Origin of the sequence: Ferrovibrio sp. (assembly GCF_041906005.1) — a bacterium.
Taxonomy (GTDB): domain Bacteria; phylum Pseudomonadota; class Alphaproteobacteria; order Ferrovibrionales; family Ferrovibrionaceae; genus Ferrovibrio.
In genome coordinates this window covers 19726-40270 of the sequence record NZ_JAYRJY010000004.1, presented here as the reverse complement: position 1 = coordinate 40270, position 20545 = coordinate 19726, and the positions used below count along the sequence as shown (strand labels likewise).

At 63.7% G+C, this 20545-nt stretch carries 15 protein-coding genes; 6 read left to right on the top strand and 9 right to left on the bottom strand.

The genetic code is table 11. From position 1 onward, the window contains the following. Window positions 1-16: 16 nt before the first annotated feature. Window positions 17-910 (bottom strand): DMT family transporter, encoded by an 894-nt coding sequence (locus ACE3OO_RS19690; protein ID WP_374305678.1) that lies wholly within the window; start codon window positions 908-910, stop codon window positions 17-19. 122 nt (window positions 911-1032) lie between these two features. On the opposite strand from ACE3OO_RS19690, the gene ACE3OO_RS19685 reads away from it, so the two are divergent. The 3 genes from ACE3OO_RS19685 (at window position 1033) to ACE3OO_RS19675 (ending at window position 4712) form a co-directional block, all read left to right on the top strand. Next, window positions 1033-2463 (top strand): PLP-dependent aminotransferase family protein, encoded by a 1431-nt coding sequence (locus ACE3OO_RS19685; protein WP_374305676.1) that lies wholly within the window; start codon window positions 1033-1035, stop codon window positions 2461-2463. A 156-nt stretch (window positions 2464-2619) separates the two neighbouring features. Then, window positions 2620-3537, top strand: coding sequence for an EAL domain-containing protein (locus tag ACE3OO_RS19680; RefSeq protein ID WP_374305673.1), 918 nt, complete (start codon window positions 2620-2622; stop codon window positions 3535-3537). A 104-nt stretch (window positions 3538-3641) separates the two neighbouring features. Beyond that, window positions 3642-4712 (top strand): patatin-like phospholipase family protein, encoded by a 1071-nt coding sequence (locus ACE3OO_RS19675; protein ID WP_374305670.1) that lies wholly within the window; start codon window positions 3642-3644, stop codon window positions 4710-4712. Between the two features lie 106 nt (window positions 4713-4818). On the opposite strand, the gene ACE3OO_RS19670 is transcribed toward ACE3OO_RS19675, so the two are convergent. Continuing rightward, the gene (locus ACE3OO_RS19670) at window positions 4819-5559 is read right to left on the bottom strand and encodes a TerC family protein (protein ID WP_374305667.1); all 741 of its coding nucleotides are present in this window, start codon (window positions 5557-5559) and stop codon (window positions 4819-4821) included. A 295-nt stretch (window positions 5560-5854) separates the two neighbouring features. Here ACE3OO_RS19670 and ACE3OO_RS19665 point away from each other — a divergent pair, with 295 nt between their 5' ends. Further along, window positions 5855-6730: a DUF2189 domain-containing protein gene (locus ACE3OO_RS19665; protein ID WP_374305665.1), complete on the top strand. Its 876-nt coding sequence runs from the start codon at window positions 5855-5857 to the stop codon at window positions 6728-6730. Here the strand turns inward: ACE3OO_RS19665 and ACE3OO_RS19660 are convergent. Then, entirely contained in the window at window positions 6714-8453 is a 1740-nt protein-coding gene (locus tag ACE3OO_RS19660; protein WP_374305663.1) for a SulP family inorganic anion transporter, read from the bottom strand. The two genes, ACE3OO_RS19665 and ACE3OO_RS19660, sit on opposite strands and share 17 nt — an antisense overlap. 104 nt (window positions 8454-8557) lie before the next feature. Further along, window positions 8558-9259, bottom strand: coding sequence for a helix-turn-helix transcriptional regulator (locus tag ACE3OO_RS19655; protein WP_374305661.1), 702 nt, complete (start codon window positions 9257-9259; stop codon window positions 8558-8560). 99 nt (window positions 9260-9358) lie between these two features. On the opposite strand from ACE3OO_RS19655, the gene ACE3OO_RS19650 reads away from it, so the two are divergent. Both ACE3OO_RS19650 and uvrB read left to right on the top strand, forming a co-directional pair. Further along, window positions 9359-10120 (top strand): glutathione S-transferase family protein, encoded by a 762-nt coding sequence (locus tag ACE3OO_RS19650; RefSeq protein ID WP_374305659.1) that lies wholly within the window; start codon window positions 9359-9361, stop codon window positions 10118-10120. A 72-nt stretch (window positions 10121-10192) separates the two neighbouring features. After that, the gene (gene uvrB / locus ACE3OO_RS19645) at window positions 10193-12382 is read left to right on the top strand and encodes an excinuclease ABC subunit UvrB (RefSeq protein WP_374305657.1); all 2190 of its coding nucleotides are present in this window, start codon (window positions 10193-10195) and stop codon (window positions 12380-12382) included. Between the two features lie 3 nt (window positions 12383-12385). On the opposite strand, the gene ACE3OO_RS19640 is transcribed toward uvrB, so the two are convergent. The 5 genes from ACE3OO_RS19640 to ACE3OO_RS19620 form a co-directional block, all read right to left on the bottom strand. Continuing rightward, complete coding sequence (locus tag ACE3OO_RS19640) at window positions 12386-13528, bottom strand: ABC transporter permease (protein WP_374305655.1); 1143 nt, start codon at window positions 13526-13528, stop codon at window positions 12386-12388. Between the two features lie 3 nt (window positions 13529-13531). Then, window positions 13532-16273 carry a ribosome-associated ATPase/putative transporter RbbA gene (rbbA, locus tag ACE3OO_RS19635; RefSeq protein ID WP_374305654.1) on the bottom strand — a complete coding sequence of 914 codons (2742 nt, stop codon included), beginning with the start codon at window positions 16271-16273 and terminating at the stop codon, window positions 13532-13534. Beyond that, window positions 16270-17295, bottom strand: coding sequence for an HlyD family secretion protein (locus ACE3OO_RS19630; protein ID WP_374305653.1), 1026 nt, complete (start codon window positions 17293-17295; stop codon window positions 16270-16272). The genes rbbA and ACE3OO_RS19630 overlap by 4 nt, the downstream gene beginning before the upstream one ends. A gap of 108 nt (window positions 17296-17403) precedes the next feature. Next, a complete protein-coding gene (ettA, locus tag ACE3OO_RS19625; RefSeq protein ID WP_374305651.1) occupies window positions 17404-19080 on the bottom strand; it encodes an energy-dependent translational throttle protein EttA in 1677 nt (558 codons plus the stop codon). 111 nt (window positions 19081-19191) lie between these two features. Then, window positions 19192-20388, bottom strand: a complete 1197-nt coding sequence (locus ACE3OO_RS19620; RefSeq protein ID WP_374305649.1) for a hypothetical protein — start codon at window positions 20386-20388, stop codon at window positions 19192-19194. Between the last annotated feature and the right edge of the window lie 157 nt (window positions 20389-20545).

Genomic DNA, 20545 nt, shown 5'->3' with positions numbered 1-20545 from the left:
GCTCTTGTCTGCGCTCTCAGGCGTAGCGCCGCGCCTTGGCCACCGAAATTGTCACCATGACACTTCCCGCCAGCAGCCCCCACCCCACCTGCTCGCCCAGGAAGACGGCAGCCAATCCTAAGCCGATGAAGGGCTGGAACAGCTGAATCTGGCTGACCCGGGCGGTGCCGCCCAGCACAAGGCCCCGGTACCAGAAGAGAAAGCCGATAAACATGGAAAACAGCGTGACATAGCCGAGCCCGACCCAGGCCGAAACGGGGACGCTGCGGGTCGATTCCGGCCAGGTCAGAACGAGCGCCGGCAAGGTGAGCGGCAGGCTCACCAGCAGCGCCCAGGAGATGACGGCCGCGGGCTTCATGTGATGGGACAATCTGGCCCCTTCGGCATAACCGATCCCGGTCGCGACGATGGCGCCCACCATGAGGAGATCGGCCGGCTCGAAATCGCCGCCGCCCTGATAGACCGCGTAAGCCCCGACCGAGATGGAACCCAGGGCCGCCCAGAACCAGAACGGCCGCCTGGGCCGCACCGTGCCGAGCAGCGCGCCGACGAGACAGGTCGCGAGCGGGATGAGACCCACGAAGAGAATGCCATGGCTGGCCGGGACCCATTGCATGGCCAGGCCCGTCAGCACCGGAAAGGCGATGACGACGCAGAGCCCGACCACGGCAAGGCCGAAGAAATCGCGCCGGCTGGGCCAGGGCTGGCGCGCAGCACCGAGCCACAGGATGCCAAGGCAGGCAGCACCCACCGCGCGCGCGGCGCTGACGAACCAAGGATCGAGCGTCAAGACGGCGGCGCGCGTGGCCGGCAGCGAACCGCCGAAGATGATGACGCCGATGAGCCCGTAGATAAGGCCACGGGTCGGAAGGCTGATGGGAGAGGCGGTCGTGAGGGCGGCGTCGGTCATGGGCGGATGTCCTGGTTGGGAGACCCCGAGGATCGCCAATCGATGCTGGCGCGGACAGGCACACATCCGATACAATTCAACAATCTATACCAGTACAAATACCAATACAGTTTGGATGTGCCATGATGGACATCGATCTTTCCGGTGAAGCCGGGCCGCTCGTCTCCCGCATCGCCAGCGCGCTCGGCCGGCGCATGGCAAGCGGCGCATTGGGTGCCGGCGAAAGACTGCCCTCGGTGCGGCGCCTGGCACAGCGCCTCAGCGTCAGTCCCTTTACCGTGGTCGCGGCCTATGACCGGCTGGTCGCGGACGGGCTAGTGGTGGCGCGGGCGAAATCCGGCTTCTTTGTGGCCCCGCGCCTGCAGGCGGCAAAGCCTCTGTCGCTTGATCCGCTGCCCAATGCACGGATGGGGGTCAACCCGATCTGGATGATGCGCCGGTCCCTCACCCTCGATCCCAAGCAGCCCAAGCCCGGCTGTGGCTGGCTGCCCATCGACTGGCTGCCCGATGCCGCCCTGCGGAGCGCTCTCAGGGCATTGTCGCGGGCGCCGGAAACGGGCCTCATCGAATATGGCGTGCCGCTGGGCTTCCGCCCGTTGCGCGATCTGCTGGCGCGGCGCTTGAACGAAATAGAGGTGCCGGCAACGCCAGAGGGGCTGCTGCTGATGGACGGCGCGTCACAGGCGATCGACCTGGTCTGCCGCTATCTGATCGAGCCAGGCGATGCCGTTTTGGTCGACGATCCCGGCTATTTCAATTTCCACGCCGCCGTGCGCGCACAGCGCGGCAAGCTGCTCTCGGTACCGATGACACCGACGGGGCCGGATCTTGCGGTGATGGAGGCGTTGGCGGCAGCACACCGGCCCAAGCTTTATCTTACCAATGCCGGGCTGCAGAACCCGACCGGGACCAGGCTGGCTCTTGCCACGGCGCACCGCCTGCTGGCGCTCGCTCAGCGCCATGATTTCCGCATTCTCGAAGACGATATCTTTCGCGATTTCGAAGCGCAGCCATCGTTGCGCCTGGGCGCCTTCGACGGGCTGCAGCGCGTGATCCACTTGGGCAGCTTTTCAAAGACCCTGTCGGCAGCGACGCGTATCGGCTTTCTGGCCGCCGCCCCAGCAACCATCGCCGATCTCGCCGACCTCAAGCTCGCCATGAGCTTCGGCAACAATGAACTATCCGCCCAGTTGGTGCACCGGCTGTTGAGCGACGGTTCCTACCGCAAGCATGTGGCCGGCATCCGCGACCGATTGGCGCGTGTGCGCTTCCAGATCGCGCGCAAGCTGACATCCCTGGGTTTCGTCCCCTGGATGGGCGACGGGGCGGAATCGGGCGAAGGCATGTTCCTGTGGTTGGCATTGCCAACCGGCAGGGGCGGCAAGGCGCCGCTTGCCACCGATTTCGCCGTGGCGGCGCAGGACCACGGCATCGTGCTGGCGCCGGGAAACGTCTTCAGTCCCAGCGAGGCCTGGCCGCATCACCTGCGCTTCAACGTGGCGCAAAGCCAGGATTCGCGGATATTTGCGTTCCTGAAATCAGCACTGTCCTGAAAACGCCAAACCGGCTTGTTTGGACCGAAAAACGGGGCGCCCTTTACCACCGGAGCGGTATTCAGTGACGTTTTTCTGTCACCCTTGACCATTTGTACTTGTATCCGTCACTTTGGCCCCGGGGACGACACAAAATCGCAAGGTCCGTAAGTAGCAATGTCAGGTCGACTGAAATTAAAGCTGCTGGTGTTCGTAATCGCCTTCCTGCTGGGTTTGGCGGCGCCTCTCATCGGTACAAACAATCCCAACATGCTGCTGGCTTTCGGCGCCATGGTCGGAATCATCATGGGCCTGGTCGCGGCCATGGCCGTGGAACGGCCGGAGCCCCTTGCCAAGCAATTCACCCGCGCGATCGAGGAAGGCGGCCTCTCCATGGCCTACCAGCCGATCGTGACGCTGGACGCCAACCACACGGTGATCGGCGCCGAGCCGCTGCTGCGCTGGACGACGGAAGTGGGCGACGCCATCTCGCCTGCCGATTTCCTGCCCATGGCCAAGGCGCTGGGGCTGACCGCTATCCTCAACCAGCGTGTCATCGACATGGTGCTCACCGACCTCAAGCCGGCGCTCACCGCCGAGCGCGAGCTTTGCGTGACGCTCAATCTGGAGCCCGACGAGTTTTCCGATCTCACCAAGCGCGAAGCCCTGGCCGCCAAGGTGGCTGCCGCCGGCATCCCGCCGCATCGCCTGGCCATCGAGGTGAACGAGATCGATGCCGCCGACCGGCAGATCCGCCCGGCCATCTGGGACATGAAGCAGCGCGGCTTCCGCATCTCGATCGACGATTTCGGCATCGGCGGCGGCGACAGCGAATATCTCTCCTCGCTCAACCCCGATCTGGTGAAGCTCAACCGCCGCTTCGTCTCGCTCTCGGCCAATGGCGGTCCGGTCGCGGGGCTAGTGGCCGAACTCGTGCGCCTGGCCAAGAAGTGCAATGGGCGCATCGTCATGGTCGGCATCGAAAACCCCGACGTCGCCCGCCGCGCCAGCGCCCTTGGCGCCGATCTCGGCCAGGGCTTCTATTGGCACAAACCCATGCCGGCAAAGGACTTCCTGGAACTGCTGCGCGGCTGACCGGCCGGAGACGGCGCCGGGGGCATTCGGGGGCTTCACGAAAAATAAACCATCCGGGTTGATGATGACGGCGCGCCAGATTTGTGAAGCGCCTTCAGGTTCCGATGGACGGTAAAGCAGTGACGCCCGATTCCGGTGAGACCACGCCACGGCCGCGCAAGCCGGGGGTGAAGCATATCAGCCTTGCTTTGCAGGGCGGCGGGTCGCATGGCGCCTTTACCTGGGGCGTCATGCACCGCCTCATCAGCGAACCCCGCATCTATATCGACGGCCTGAGCGGCACCAGCGCCGGCGGCATGAACGCCGCGGTCTTCGCCGATGGTTTCCTCAAGGGCCAGCGCCAGGGCGCCATCGACGCGCTGCACGCCTTCTGGATGGGCGTTTCCGAGCTCAATCCCCTGCCGCGCAGCATTCCGCGCGGCATACCCGGCATTTCCGACGGCTGGGACGTTGACCGCGACCCCAGCTTCATGTGGCTCGATTTCGCCACCCGCCTGCTGGCACCGCGCCAGATCAACCCACTGCGCCACGACCCGCTGGGAGATCTGCTGCGCGACCTCGTTGATTTCGAGAATCTGCGCGCGCATCCGCAGGTCAAATTGTTCGTTACCGCCTCCAACGTGCGCACCTGCCGCTCGCGCATCTTCCGCACGCCGGAGATTTCGGTCGAAGCGCTGATGGCCTCGGCCTGCCTGCCGCTACTCTTCGAGGCGGTCGAGGTCGATGGCGAGTTCTATTGGGATGGCGGTTATCTCGGTAACCCGGCCATTCATCCGCTCATCCACGAATGCGATTCATCTGACGTGGTGATCGTGCAGGTCAATCCGATGAACCGGCCCGATGTGCCGGTATCGTCGCGCGACATCCTCAACCGCATCAATGAAATGACGTTCAACTCAAGCCTGGTGCGCGAGATGGAAGGCTTTGCCACCATCACCCGGCTGATCGAAAGCGGCGCGCTCCAGAACGACCGCTACACCGCCGTGCGCTTCCATGAGATCAGCGCGGAAGTCGAGTTGGCCGAGATGGGTAGCTTGAGCAAGATGAACACCGAGCGCGCCTTCCTCGAACATCTTCACCAGCTCGGCTACGAAACCGCCGATAAGTGGGTCACCGAGAACTTCGAGCGCATCGGCTGGGAAAGCACCATGGACCTCGCCGCCAAGTTCGGGTGAGGTCTGCCTTAGGCGAACAGCGGGTCTGAAACTCACCCCCACCCTAACCCTCTCCCTTCAGGGGGAGGGTTGGGTGGGGGGTGTCGCCTTCAGACCCAATCGCCCCCTATCCCTTCGCCCGCACCTTCTTCTTCCTCGCCCACATGTTGAGGAACTCGACCAGGGCCGAGAAGGCGATGGCGAAGTAGAGATAGGCTTTCGGGATGTGGAAATGCAGACCTTCGCCGAGCAGCGCCACGCCGATCAGCAGCAGGAAGGAAAGGCACAGCATCTTCACGGTCGGATGTTCGTCGACGAAATTGCCGACCGGACCGGCGGCGAGGATCATGACGATCATCGCCGCGATGACGGCTGCCACCATGACCGACAGGTGATCGGCCATGCCGACGGCGGTGATGACGCTGTCGAGCGAGAAGACGATATCGAGGATCGCGATCTGCACGATCGCGGCCGCCAGGCTCAGATACTTGCCGGTCTTGGCGCCGCCCTCGGCACCTTCGATGTGATGGTGGATCTCGGTCGTCGCCTTGGCCAGCAGGAAGAGGCCACCGCCCAGCAGGATGACGTCGCGCCAGGAAAGGTCATAGAGATGTTCCGGCCCGAACCAGTCGAAGGTCCAGATCGGCGCGGTCAGGGATGCAACCCAGGCGATCGAGGCCAGTAACAGCAGGCGTGTGCCCAGGGCCAGCAAGAGGCCCACCCGGCGGGCCATCATCTGCTTCTCTGGCGCGCAGCGGCTGGCGACGATCTGCACGAACAGCAGATTGTCGATGCCGAGCACGATCTCGAGAGCGGCCAGGGTCAGGAAACTCAGGATCACATTGGGATCGGTCAGCAGGTCGAGCATGGGCGCGTCAAATCCTCAAATCATTGAATTATTTATCAATTCCCCTGGCGCCCAGATCTCCGGCCAAGCGGAGACGAGCACGCAATAAGGGGCGAGAGATAGGGAGCCTGCCCGAAAAGTCAATGCTTGCCGCGTGTTACAAGACAAGGTGGAACGATCGGCGTATGCTGACGGCGTTGCATTCACGTGTCACTTTTCGAGTCTGGGTCGCGGTTCGGTCATGTCCGGCGCCCTCACCAACCGGCTCTCCATGACGCGGACCGCCCCCCTCGCCCGACCATCGAGGAGGCGCATTATGGCGACGACGATCCGCAATCCCCTGGAATGGGGCTGGGACCAGATCAAGCACGGGGCCGAGGCCCTGGAGACACTGAGCCATTCCGCAACGAAGCCGCATGACGAGGCGGTGGCACGCCCACCCATCGTGCGCCCGATTGCCGTCTCGGATTTTCGCGAGATATTCCAGCGCGCCTGGAGCGATTTCGGCGCCTATCGCACCGACGTCTTCTTCCTGTGCGTGATCTATCCCGTCATCGGCCTGGTGATGGCACGCGTCGCCTTCGGCTACGACATGCTGCCTTTGCTCTTCCCGATGGCATCGGGCTTCGCCCTGGTCGGCCCCTTTGCAGCGCTGAGCCTTTACGAGATGAGCCGGCAGCGCGAAATGGGCGTCGAGGTCACATGGCGCAATGCCTTCGGCGTGCTCGAGTCACCCGCCATCGGTAGCATCGTGCTGCTGGGCCTCATTCTCTGCGCCATCTTCGTCCTGTGGATGGCCACGGCATCCTCCCTCTATACCGCGATCCTGGGACCGGAGCAGCCGCTCTCCATGGCGGCCTTCATCCATGACGTCTTCATGACCACTCCGGGCTGGAAGCTGATCGCTGTCGGTTGCGGTGTCGGCTTCCTGTTCGCCTGCCTGACGCTGGCGGTGAGCGTGGTTTCGTTCCCGCTGCTGCTTGAGCGCGATGTCGGGGTCGGTGTAGCCATCGAAACCTCGGTCCGGGCGGTTGCCGTCAATCCGGTGCCGATGGCGGTCTGGGGTGTGATCGTGACGGGCAGCCTTCTCTTAGGGTCGCTGCCCTTCTTCGCCGGACTCATTGTCGTCATCCCCGTGCTGGGGCATGCGACCTGGCACCTCTATCGCGCGGTGATCATGCCGCGGGCGTAGGCGCGGCGCCATGGATCGCCACCCGGTGGATTTCCGCCCGGGCGGCGGTCAAGGCATGTTTGAGGTCGGCCGAGAAGCGCACCATCGGCCGCTTGACGCCGAAGGATTTCAGCGTGTGCCGGACCGACGCATCGGCCGCCGCGATGAAGATGGCGGCGCCGCGCCGATGCGCCTTGCTAAGATAGGCCTCGATGGTGGCGGCGGCGGTTGAATCGAGGATCGGCACCGCGCTGAAATCGACAATGACCGCCTTCGGTTGGGCGCCGATGCGATCAAGCGCTGCTCCCACGCTGGCCGCGGCGCCGAAGAAGAAAGCGCCGGAAATGCGGCAGATGATGATGTCGCGGTCCATGCCCGCCGCCGGCTGATAGCGCTCGCGCGTGGTCCCCTCCACCTCGTCGGCCTGATCCTCCGCAAAGAGCGGCTGGGTCGCCGTCTCGACGCCCACCGCCTGCGACATGCGGTGCAGCATGAGGAGGGCCGAAAGGCAGAAGCCGGTCAGGATGCCGTTGATGAGGTCGCTGAAGATGGTGACGAGGAAGGTCGCCATCAGCACCAGCGCATCGGCGCGCGAGGCGCGCAGAAGTGCCGTGAAGGCGTGCTTCTCCGCCATGTTCCAGGCAACCGTCGCCAGTACGCCGGCCAAGGCCGCCAGGGGGATGTAGGAAGCCAGGGGTGCTGCCACCAGCATGAACAGCAGCAGGAACAAGGCGTGCAGCATGCCGGCAACCGGGCCCCGCGCGCCGGCGCGCACATTGGTCGCGGTGCGGGCGATGGTGCCGGTGACGCAGATGCCGCCGAACAGGGCCGAGGCGATGTTGGCGATGCCCTGCGCCATCAATTCGCAATTCGAGCGATGGCGCCTTCCGGTCATGCTGTCGGCGACCACCGCCGAAAGCAGGCTTTCGATGCTGCCGAGCAAGGCAAAGGACAGAGCCGCCGGCAACATCTCGACGACCTTGTCATAGGTCATCGCCGGCAAGGACGGCCAGGGCAGAATGTTGGGGATGCCGCCGAAGCGGGTGCCGATCGTCTCGACCGGCAGGCCCAGCACCGCCGCGCCGACCGAAGCGGTACCCACGGCGATGAGCAGGCCCGGCCAGCTCGGCTTGTAGCGGCGGAAGCCGACGATGAGGACGATCGTCACCAGCGCCAGCGCGAAGGCGGCGAGGTTGAAGCTCGGCAAGGCGGCGGCCAGTGCCGGAACCTTGTGGACAAGCTCACCCGGTTCACCATCCGGCAGGCTGAGCCCCATCAGGTCCTTCACCTGGCTTGCGAAGATAATGACGGCGATGCCGGCGGTGAAGCCGATGGTCACCGGATAGGGAATGTATTTGACGAAAGTGCCGAGCCGCAGCAGGCCGGTGGCGAGCAGGATGACGCCGGAGAGCAGCACGGCGATCAGCAGCCCGTTGACACCGTGTATGGCGACGGTCGCCGCCACCAGCACGATGAAAGCGCCGGCCGGCCCGCCGATCTGGAAGCGGCTGCCGCCCAGGGCCGAAATCAAAAGACCGCCGATGATGGCGGTATAGAGGCCCCGGTCCGGCGTGACGCCCGAGGCCACGGCAATGGCCATGGAGAGCGGCAAGGCGACAATGGCGACGGTGAGCCCGGCGATGGCATCGGCGCGGAAATCGATGAGGCGGTAGCCTTCGCGCAGCACGGTCACCAGTTTCGGCGTGAAAAGTTCAACGAAACTGGGTTTGTGGACGGTGTTCACGATGGGCTTCCCTCATTTTGCAGGGCCGAACTGTAACTACACTTAGTTAGTGTTGAAGCCGGGTGTCAAGAACCAAGCTGCCGCACCGCGTCACCCGGCCCGCTTCAACCAGCGTCGCGCCGGGGGTGGTCCCGCACGGTTTTGCGCCATTTGGCGCGCAACACCGCGGGGCGTTCCGGCACGCGTTCCTCCAGCACCTCGACCTGCTGGATGCGGTCGGTGCGGAAATGGCGGAAATCCTGGCGCAATTCGCACCAGGCCACCAGCATGCGGACGGTTTCCAGATAGCCGATGGTGATGGGCCAGACCCGGCGCTGGGTAGGACGGTCCTGCTCGTCACGGTAATCGAGCGTCACCTTGCGCCCGCCATGAATGGCAGCGCGGATGCCCGCGACATCGACCTTGTCGACCGGCATGGCGCGGCTGGGTGAGCTGAGGCTGGCCGGTTCCAGCACGATGGGCCTGAGGCGCTCGGGCACGGCGGCGGCCACCTTGGCGATGAGGTCCTGCGCCGCCCGCGCCAGGGCCGGGTCGCCCCGGCTGGTGACCCATTGCGCGCCCAGGACCGCCGCCTCGATCTCGTCGGCCGTCAGCATCAAGGGCGGCATGTCGTAGCCCCCTTCCAGCACATAGCCGACCCCCGCTTCGCCGCGGATCGGCACGCGCTGGGCCATCAATGTCGCGATATCGCGGTAGATCGAGCGCTTGGAGGTCTCCAGTTCAGCGGCGATCGCATCGGCGGTCAGCGGCTTCCGGTGCCGGCGCAGGATCTGGATGATCTGGAACAGGCGGTCGGCGCGGCGCATGGATATTCCTTATCCGTTCTGTCGCTGCTGACACTAGGCTGGCAGCAGGGTGGCAGTAAAGCTTGCTCATCGCCAACGAGAAAAACGAGAGGCCCCACGATGACCCCGACCCAGCCGACCAAAACTCAGCCGACCAGCCCGATCATCCTCTATACCTTCGGCCCGGGCTTCGACCTGCCGGAGGCGAGCCCCTATTGCATGAAGACCGAGGTGCAATTGAAGATGGCGGGCCTCCCTTACGAGAAGGATTTCACCGGCTTCCCCGCCGCCCCCAAGGGCAAGCTGCCCTATATCAAGGACGGGGCGGCGATCGTTGCGGATTCGACCTTTATCCGCCAGCACCTCGAATGGTCCTATGGCGTCGATTTCGATGCCGGCTACGATGTGCAGCAGCGGGCGCTGGCCTGGGCGGTCGAGCGCATGCTGGAAGACCATCTCGGCTGGGCCGCCACCAAATATCGCTGGCTCGATCCGGTCAATTTCGCCAAGGGTCCGGCGCATTTCTTCGACGACGCACCGGAGGCGATCCGCGAAAAGCTCCGCGCCGACACCGTGGCCGAGGTGAAGCAGCGCCTGCACGGGCATGGCATCGGCCGGCATTCGGACGAGGACATCCTCTTCCTCGGCACGCGCTCGCTCTACAGCTTTTCACAGCTCCTCGGCGACAAGCCCTATCTGCTGGGCGAGACGACCTGCGGCGCCGACGCCACGGCCTTCGGCATGCTGGCCACGGTGATGACGCCCTATTTCGATACCGACCTGCGCAAGGCGGCGGAATCCTGCAGCAATCTCAAGCCCTATCTGGCGCGGATGACGGCGCGCTTTTATCCGGATTTCGTGACGCAACGCCAGGCGGCGTAAGGGCGCATTGAAGAGGAGGGGTGGAGATCATATCTCTACCCCTCTTTCCCCCTTCGTTCTATAAACGGTCGCATGAAACCGCTGCAATCCGACCCCGTCATTGAGGAACGCCCCATCGGCGCCACGGAGAACCTGCCGGGCAAGCCGTTCAAGCTCGTCTCCGACTACCGCCCGGCCGGCGACCAGCCGCAGGCGATCGCCGAGCTCATCAAGGGTGTGAATGCGCATGAGCGCGACCAGGTGCTTCTGGGCGTCACCGGTTCGGGCAAGACATTCACCATCGCCCATGTCATCCAGGCGGTGCAACGCCCGGCCCTGGTGCTGGCGCCGAACAAGACCCTGGCCGCCCAGCTCTATGGCGAGATGAAAAGCTTCTTCCCCGAGAACGCAGTCGAGTATTTCGTCAGCTACTACGATTACTACCAGCCCGAGGCCTATGTGCCGCGGACCGACACCTATATCGAGAAGGAAAGCTCGCTCAACGAGCAGATCGACCGCATGCGCCATTCGGCGACGCGCGCTCTGTTCGAGCGGCGCGACGTCATCATCGTGGCGTCGGTCTCCTGCATCTACGGCATCGGTGCGCCGGAAACCTATTCGACCATGACCATCACGCTTAAGCCCGGCGATTTGGTCGAATTCAACACGCTGGTCCGCAAGCTGATCGAGCTCCAATACAAGCGCAACGAGACCGCCTTCTTCCGTGGCACCTTCCGCATCAAGGGCGACGTGCTGGAACTCTTCCCCGCCCATTTGGAAGACCGCGCCTGGCGCCTGTCGCTGTTCGGCGACGAGATCGAGACGATCGTCGAATTCGACCCGCTGACGGGCCAGAAGACCGCGGAACTGCCCGAGATCAAGATCTTCGCCAACAGCCATTACGTGACCCCGAAGCCTACCCTGCAGCAGGCGGTGAAGCTCATCCGCGAAGAATTGAAGGGGCGGCTGAAGGAACTGGGCGCGCAGAACAAGCTCCTTGAGGCACAGCGCCTGGAGCAGCGCGTCAATTTCGACATGGAGATGATCGAGGCCACGGGTGTGTGCGCCGGCATCGAAAACTATTCACGCTATCTCACCGGCCGCAATCCCGGCGAGCCGCCGCCGACCTTGTTCGAATATCTCCCCAGCGACGCGCTGCTGGTGGCGGATGAAAGCCATGTCTCGATCCCGCAGATCGGCGGCATGTTCAAGGGCGACTGGCACAGAAAGTCGACGCTAGCCGAGTACGGCTTCCGCCTGCCCTCCTGCATGGACAACAGGCCGCTGAAATTCGAAGAATGGGAACGCATGCGCCCGCAGACCATCGAGGTCTCGGCAACGCCGGGCGCCTGGGAATTGAAGCAGACCGGCGGCGTCTTTGTCGAGCAGGTCATTCGTCCGACCGGCCTCATCGATCCGGTCTGCATCGTGCGGCCGACCGAGACCCAGGTCGACGACGTCGTCGCCGAATGCAAGGAAGCAGCCAGAAAAAGCCAGCGCGTCCTGATCACGACGCTGACCAAGCGCATGGCAGAGGATCTGACCGAATATCTGCACGAAGCCGGCGTGCGCGTGCGCTATATCCATTCCGACGTCGAAACGCTGGAGCGCATCGAGATCATCCGCGACCTGCGCCTTGGCGCCTTCGATGTGCTGGTCGGCATCAATCTGCTGCGCGAAGGCCTCGACATTCCGGAATGCGCCCTGGTCTGCATCCTGGACGCCGACAAGGAAGGCTTCCTGCGTTCGCGCACCAGCCTCGTCCAGACCATCGGCCGTGCCGCGCGCAATCTCGACGGCCGCGTGCTCCTCTATGCCGACAAGATGACCGACAGCCTGGAATATGCACTCGCGGAAACCAACCGGCGCCGCGAGAAGCAGCAGGCCTATAACGCCGCCAATGGCATCACGCCGGAATCGGTCAGGAAGAATATCAGCGACATCATGCAGTCGGTTTATGAATCCGACCATGTGACGGTCGATACCGGCGTGCTGGGTGACAAGCACCTCCTCGGCCACAATCTCAAGGCGACGCTGGCGGAGCTGGAAAAGAAGATGCGTGAGGCCGCCGGCAATCTCGAATTCGAGGAAGCCGCCCGCTACCGCGACGAGATCAAGCGGCTGGAAGCCATCGACCTTGAAATCCCGACCACGCTGGGCGGCGTCAAAGGCGGCCTCGATGCCGCCGGCAAACCCTTACCAGATCGCCCCCGCGCCCGTTCCAGCGCCGGCCGCCCGGGTGTCGCCCCCCGCTTCAAGGACAAGAAGAACCGGCGGAAGTGACCCTCAGCTCTGCCGGGCCAGCATGGCGCGGAAGCGGTGGAGGGCCAAGGCGAGGAAGATGCTGCCCTGCCCGGCCATCAGCATCATCTGCGGCCAGATGATGTCGATGCCGGCACCGCGATAGAGCACCGCCTGCGAGGCCGCGACGAAATGCGTCGAAGGCAATGCCTTCATCGCCACCTGAAAGAATTGCGGCATGGATTCCAAGGGCGTGGTGGCGCCGGACAGCAGGTTCATCACCACAAAGCATGGAATGGCCATCATGGCGAATTGCGGCATGGAGTTGGCGACGGTAGCCAGCAGCACGCCCATCGACGTCGTGGCGAAGAGATAGATCGCAGCCGAGCCTAAGAAGAGCGGGATCGAGCCCAGGATCGGCACACCCAGCAGCATCTGCACGACATAGTGCAGCGACAGAAAGACGGCGATGAGGATGATGAGGCCGTTGGCCCAGATCTTCGCCACGGCAATCTCGCTGGCCGTGATCGGCATCACCAGCAGATGCTCGATGGTCCCGCGCTCGCGTTCGCGGATGACCGCGGCGCCCACCAGAATGATGGAGAGAATGGTCACGTTCTCCACCACCTGCATCACCGACATGAACCAGGTGGAATCGAGATTGGGGTTGAAATAAGCGCGGATCACGACCTCGACCGGCACCAGCGAGACTGTGCTGCTCTGTTCAAGAAAAGCCGTGATCTCGCGGTCGACGATGTTGCTGATATAGGTGGTGCCGACACCAGCTTGCGTCATGGCGGTGGCGTCGACAGCCAGCCCGATGGTCGGCTCGCGCCCGGCGCTGAGGTCCGATTGCAGGCCCGGCGGCAGATCGAGCACAAAGGTGAAAAGGCCGCGATCAAGCCCCACATCCACGGCGCTGCGATCGATCAGTTGGGGTTTGAGGAAGTAAGGCGGCTGCAACGCCTCGACAATCCGCCGGGAGAGCTGCGACCCATCGCCATCGACCACGGCAATGGCGGCATTGCGTACCTCGGTGCGGACACCGTGCGCCACCGAATAGATCGAGAAAGTGAAGGAAAAGATCATCAGACCCAGCAGCACCGGATCGCGCGCCAATGCGATCATTTCCTTGAGGCCGAGGCGGTAGACATTGATGAACCAGCGCACGAGAGGCGAAGCGGCCATGGTTCAGCGCTCCTGCTTCGAGACGCAGAGCCGCGCCAGAATGAGAAAGCCCAGGCCGAAGGCCGCGAGGGCCAGATATTCCTTGGTGAACGCGGTAAAGCCCAATCCCTTGGTGAAGACGCCGAGGCTCACCGTCTGGTACCAGGAGGAAGGAAAGCCCAGCCCAATCCATTTCGCGGCCCCCTCCAGCGTCGCCGTCGGATACATGAGTCCCGAAAAATTGACCGCTGGGATGATCGAGAGGATCGCCGCTGCAAATATCGCTGCCACCTGGCTGGAGCAGAAGGCCGAGATGAGCAGGCCGAAACCGGTGGTGGCGATCTGGTAGAGTGGAACGGCCAAGGCCAAGGCCAGCAGGCTGCCCTTGGGGTAGATGCCGAAGACCGGAATGGCGAGCAGCGTCATCAGCAGGAAGGCGATACAGCCGATGCCGATATAAGGCAGCTGCTTGCCGACAAGATATTCGCCAATCCCGGCCGGCGAGGCATAGAGATTGGCGATGGTGCCAAGCTCCTTTTCGCGCACGACGCCCAGCGCCGTCAGCATGGCTGGGATCAGCACGAGGAGCAGCATCATGATGCCGGGCACCATGGCGACGACGCTTTTGAAGTCCTGGTTGTAGCGGAAGCGCGGCACCAGTTCGTATGCCGTGGGATCGGGAAACTTGCCGATCGTTTGGCGCGCCCGCTCCATCGCCTGTTTGAGGGCGATCCCCTGCACATAGCCCCGGGCCGTTTCGCCGCGGAAAGGAAAGCTGCCATCGATGAAGACGCCGAGCTGCGGCGTACGCCCCTGCAACAGATCACGGCCGAAATCCGGCGGCACTTCGACTGCCACCTGCACATCACCCGACCGCAGGCGCTGGTCGAGGGCGTTGAAGTCCCGGATCGGCGACGTTTCCGAGAAATAGGGCGACCCGCCGAAGCCTTCCATCAAGGTGCGGCTTTCCAGCGAGCGGTCGCGATCCAGCACCGCATAGCGCAGATCCTCGACATCGAAGGACATGCCGAAACCGAAACAGACCATGAGAAAGAGCGGCGCCAGGAGCGCAAAGGCGAGGCGCACGGTGTCGCGGCGGAGTTCCAGCGCCTCGCGACGGGCGAAGACCAGAATGCGGCGCAACGGGCTGCTGGTCGCGATACCCGTGTCGACAGGCACTGTATCTGCTGCAGGCATAGCGGCCTGCGGCGTCGAACCTTCATCGGCCTCGATCAGTTTGACAAACGCTTCCTCGAGATCGCCGCTGCCATATTGAGCCGCGAGCGATGCCGGCTCGCCCACGGCCAGGGTGCGACCGCGATGCATGAAGGAGATGCGGTCGCAGCGCGCCGCTTCGTTCATGAAATGGGTGGAGACGAAAATCGTCACCCCCTCTTCACGCGCAAGATGGCCGATCTGCTGCCAGAAGGCATCGCGCGCCTCAGGATCGACACCGGAGGTCGGCTCGTCGAGGATGAGCACCTTGGGCTTGTGCAGGCAGGCCGCCGCCAATTGCAGGCGCTGGCGCTGGCCGAGCGACAGATCGCGTGGCAGTCGATCGACGATGTCCTCGAGGTCGAAACGCTTCAGCGCGTCGGCGATGCCTGCGGCGAGGTCGGCCCGCGGCACCTGATAGAGCCTGGCATGGAGGTCGAGATTGGCGCGGACCGACAATTCCTCATAGAGCGAGAAGCTCTGCGACATGTAGCCGATGCTGAGCCGCGACTGCCGGTCCTGCGCCGCCACGGGCTTGCCGAGCAGGCTGGCCGAGCCGCTGCTGGCCGGCAGCAGGCCCGTCAGCATCTTCATCGTCGTGGTCTTGCCGCATCCATTGGAGCCGAGGAAGCCGAAAATCTCGCCCGTTTCGATGCGGAAACTGACCCGGTCGACGGCGGTGAAATCCCCGAAGCGGCAGGTGAGTTCCGTGGCTTCGATCGCGGGCGCCCCGTCATATTGCTTGCGCGGCGGCAGCAGGCCTGTCTCCGCGCGTGTCGCCAGCCCTGAAAGACCGGCACGGTGGCGCAGGGTGACGAAGGCTTCCTCCAGAGTAGCCGCGCCCGCCACCCGCAGCACCTCCTGGGTTGGTCCGGCCGCCAGGAGCTTCCCGGCATCGATGGCGATCAGCTGCGCAAAACGGGCGGCCTCCTCCATATAGGCGGTCGCGACAATAAGAGTGAGGCCGGGCCGCTCGGCGCGGATTTCGTCGATGAGGTGCCAGAACTGCCGGCGCGACAGGGGGTCGACACCGGTCGTCGGCTCGTCGAGGATGAGGAGATCCGGATCGTGGATGAGCGCACAGCAAAGGCCGAGCTTCTGCTTCATGCCGCCCGAGAGCTTGCCGGCCGGCCGGTCGGGGAAAGGGTCGAGGCCAGTTGCGATCAACAGCCTTTCGCGCCGCGCTTTGGCCGCTGCACCATGCAGGCCGAAGAGGCCGGCGAAAAAGTCGATATTCTCGGCCACGGACAAGGTCGGGTAGAGATTCTTGCCAAGTCCCTGGGGCATGTAGGCGATGCGTTCGGCGATGGCATTGCGGTGGCGCCGGCGGCGTATATCGCCGCCCAATATCTCGATATCGCCCTGCTGAATGCGGCGCGTGCCCGAGATGAGGGAGAGCAGGGTCGATTTGCCCACCCCATCCGGTCCGATGATCGCCGCCGTGCTGCCGGCGGCAATCTCGAAGCTGATATCCTGAAGCGCGAAATGCCGGTTGTTGCGGTGCTGGACACCCCGCAGCCGCACGGCCGGCTCGGGCGTCTGGTCGGTCACGGTGTTGTGCTTCCCTGTGCCGCGTCCACCGCCCCATTGGACGGCGGTGGCAGTTTGGGCGCCAGGAAGTCGGGCCATGTGGCGGCCGCATCGACCTTGAGATAGGCATTGCCGGTGAGGCCCGCTTTCACATAGTCGCGATACTTGACCAGCAGATCGTGATCGATCGCCACCTTGATGCGGTAGGTGAGCTTGTCGCGCTCGGTCTTCGTCTCGACGAATTTCGGCGTGAACTGCGCTTCGGCGGCGACGAAGCTGACCTTGGCAGGGATGACGAATTCAGGCGCCGCGTCGAGCACGATGCGCGCTTCCGATTCCAGCCCCACGCGACCGGCCACGGCGGTCGGGAAGAACACCACCATATGCACGTCGGCAAGATCGAGGAGGGTGGCGACCTGTCCGCCCGCCGCCAACACCTCGCCGGCCTTCACCAGGCGGTATTCGACACGACCGTCGGTCGGTGCGCGCAGGGTCATGTCGGCGATCACCGTCTGCAGGCGCTCGACCCGTGCCGCCGCGGCAAGAGCCGCCGCCTTGGCATTCTCGACACCGGCCTCGGCGCCTTTCAACGCGGCGATGGCGACATCGCGCTGCGCCCGCCGGCGCTCGACCTCGGCCACCGGGCCTGCATTCTTTTTCTCCAGCGTGACGGCGCGCTTCAATTCGATTTCTGCCAATTCGAGGTCCGCCTGGCGGATGCCGATCTCGGCCCGGGCCTGGCCGATGGCTTCCTGCGCCTGGCGCTCATTCGCCTGCGCCTCGGCAAGGTCCGCCTTCAATTCAGCGGTATCCATTTCCGCCACGACCTGGCCCTTGGAGACAATATCGCCTTCATCCACCAGGATACCCGCCACGCGCGCGGCATATTTGGTGGCGACCGCCACCCGCTCGACCTCGATGCGGCCATTGGCGACAGCGAAGCCCTCGAGGGCCGCCTCGCTTCGGCGCTCCTGCCAGAACACATAGCCGGCCGCAGCGCCGCCGATGAGGACAAGGATGACAAGGATGGTCGAAAGGCGCATGGCAAAACCGCCGCTCTGGACAAGAAGATGCGGGTCAGGAACCCGACCCCATCTTCTCATGCCCAGACGCGGCGGCAAGCACCTTGATATGAATCAAATTTGACCGGATCAGCTGCGGATCAGCGGCTTGTATTTGATGCGGTGTGGCTGATCGGCATCGGTGCCGAGGCGGCGATGGCGATCCGCCTCGTAATCCTGGTAATTGCCCTCGAACCATTCCACATGGCTGTCGCCTTCGAAGGCCAGCATATGCGTGGCGATGCGGTCGAGGAACCAGCGATCGTGGCTGACCACGACCACGCAGCCGGCGAATTCCAGCAAGGCTTCTTCGAGCGCCCGCAGGGTATCGACGTCGAGATCGTTGGTCGGTTCGTCGAGCAGCAGCACGTTGGCGCCCTGCTTCAGCATCTTCGCCAGATGCACGCGGTTGCGTTCACCGCCCGAGAGCTGGCCGACCTTCTTCTGCTGGTCGGTGCCCTTGAAGTTGAAGCCGGCGACATAGGTGCGGCTCGGCATCTTGCGCTTGCCGAGCTCGATTTCGTCATGCCCGTCGGAGATTTCCTCCCACACCGTCTTGTTGGCGTTGAGGCTGTCGCGCGACTGGTCGATATAGCCGAGCTTCACCGTCTCGCCGACCTTGAACGTGCCGCCATCCGCCTTTTCGAGACCGGTGATCATGCGGAACAGCGTGGTCTTGCCGGCGCCGTTGGGACCGATGACGCCGACGATGCCGCCCGGCGGCAGGCGGAAGGAGAGGTCTTCGATCAGCAGCCGGTCGCCGAAACCCTTGTTGAGATGTTCCGCTTCGATAACCAGATCACCCAGACGCGGTCCTGCCGGAATATAGATCTGCGCGGTTTCCTGCGACTTCTCGTTCTGCTGGGCGAGCAACGTTTCGTAGGCCGCGATGCGGGCCTTGGATTTTGCCTGGCGCGCCTTCGGTCCCTGGCGGATCCATTCGAGTTCGCGGTCGAGGGTGCGCTGGCGCGAGCTCTCCGCCTTCGATTCCTGTTCCAGGCGCTTGGATTTCTGTTCCAGCCAGCTGGAGTAGTTGCCTTCGAAGGGCAGCGCCTGGCCGCGGTCGAGCTCCAGAATCCAGCCGGCGACGTTGTCGAGGAAGTAGCGGTCATGGGTCACGGCCACGACCATGCCCTTGTATTTGTGCAGGAACTGCTCCAGCCAGGCGACCGATTCCGCATCGAGATGGTTGGTCGGCTCGTCGAGCAGCAGCATGTCGGGATTGGAGAGCAGCAGGCGGCAGAGCGCCACGCGGCGGCGTTCACCACCGGAAAGCTTGGTCACATCTGCATCCGACGGCGGGCAGCGCAGCGCGTCCATGGCGATTTCGACCGTGCGCTGGATGTCCCAGGCATCGGCCGCGTCGATCTTCTCCTGCAACTCGGCCTGCCGCGCCAGCAGCGCATCGAAATCGGCATCCGGGTCGGCCATCGCGTTGGAAACGGATTCGAACTCCTCAAGGAGCTTTGCCGTGGCGCCGACACCTTCCATGACGTTGCCGAGCACGTCCTTCTTGGGATCGAGATGCGGCTCCTGGGCGAGATAGCCCACCGAAACGCCATCCGCGGCCCAGGCCTCGCCGTTGAATTCCGTATCGATGCCGGCCATGAGCTTCAGCAGCGTCGATTTACCCGAGCCGTTATGGCCAAGGACGCCGATCTTGGCGCCGGGCAGGAAGGAGAGCCAGACATTGTCCAGCACCTTCTTGCCGCCGGGATAGACCTTGGAAAGGCCCTTCATCACGTAAATATATTGATACGCCGCCATTTTTTGCTCCGACCGACCCGAATTTCTCGCCTCTCGCCCAGCCCGGAGGCCAGGGGCGCGGCTTTCTTAGACGATTGACGGGGTGGGTGGAAGGGGCTGGGCAGCGCCCGATTATTGCAGATACCAGGATTTGAGCAGGGCAGCGCTCTCTGCCGGCGGCAGGGCGAGCGCTTGCCGATAAAGGCCAGTCACCACGCGGCAGCCCGTTTCCGGGTCGAAACCGGGCTCGGCGACGCGATCCAGAAGTGCTGCATCCGCCCCCATGCGGTCCAGCACCGTCTCAAACAGAGCGTCTGTCCTGACCAGCTCCGGCAAGGGCCGCGCCGAATCCGCACTTTCGAAGACGTCCGCCAGCAGTTCGGATTCCTGCTGGCGCATTTCGGTGGGAATCAAATGAATGGCCTTCTCGGCACCGTCGACTTTGCCGCCACTCAAGACGGCGACACAGCCCGCCTTGTCCACGGCGGCAATCGCATCAGCTTCCGCGATGACATGCTGAATGAGTGCCAGGACGGCGGTGTCGTCGGCATAAGGAATATATTTGCCGCGCAAGGCACTGGTCCATTCAAGACCGACCCTGCGCAGTTCCTCGACCGGAACGCCTTGGGCCGCGCCCTGCTCCAGCTTTTTGACAATCTTGGCGAATTGTTGTGGCTCAAGTTTCTTGAGCACCCGGAAAATGCGCAGGCTCAACAGATTCTGCTCGATGCCGCCGGTCGATTGCGGCTGTGGCGCGCCTGCAAACTGCTCCCCGCTCACAATGTCGGTAATGGCGCCTGCCGCCAGCAACTCATCCGGGCTTGGCGTCCAGATGTTGTCCAGGCTCGCCTGAACGGCTCTCTCGATGAAATCGGCAGGAAAGACTCTCTTGTAGAGCGATTGCCATTGTTCCGGCGTCAGCAGGCCTTGCGGCGGCACCTCATAATTCGCATAGCCCAGCTTCGCGCCCGCGCGCAGATAGCGATTGACGCCGCCGGAGACGACAATCGTGCACGCTGCCACGCAAGGGGCCGGCACATAAGTGTCCATCTTCTTGCGCGCGATCATGTCGGCGAGCGCCCAGGCCTCCTTGAGATAGCCGCCGCGGCCGACATTGACATGGACCAGACGCAGGCTCGGGTTGGCCGCCACCACTTTGGCGAATTCCGCAGCGATGCCCTTGCCGATGCCGCCGGAAAGATCGATCTCGGTCGCATTGAGAACATGAATTTCCCAGGCGAATTCCTCCGCCATGGCGGCACGCATGCAAAACGGCTGGACCAGGACCAGAAGCATTAACAAGCCGGCCAGAAATCGTCCCTTGATCATCCTTCACATCACCAGAACACATAGTGAACGGATGAATTGCTATCAAGGCAAGCATTCTGTGTCAATCATACTCTTGATAAGCGCGGCGCGTTCCTGACAACGTGAAGCGAAACAGTGATCAAAAGCCACGCACCGGCAGCCATCGGATTTGGCGCTA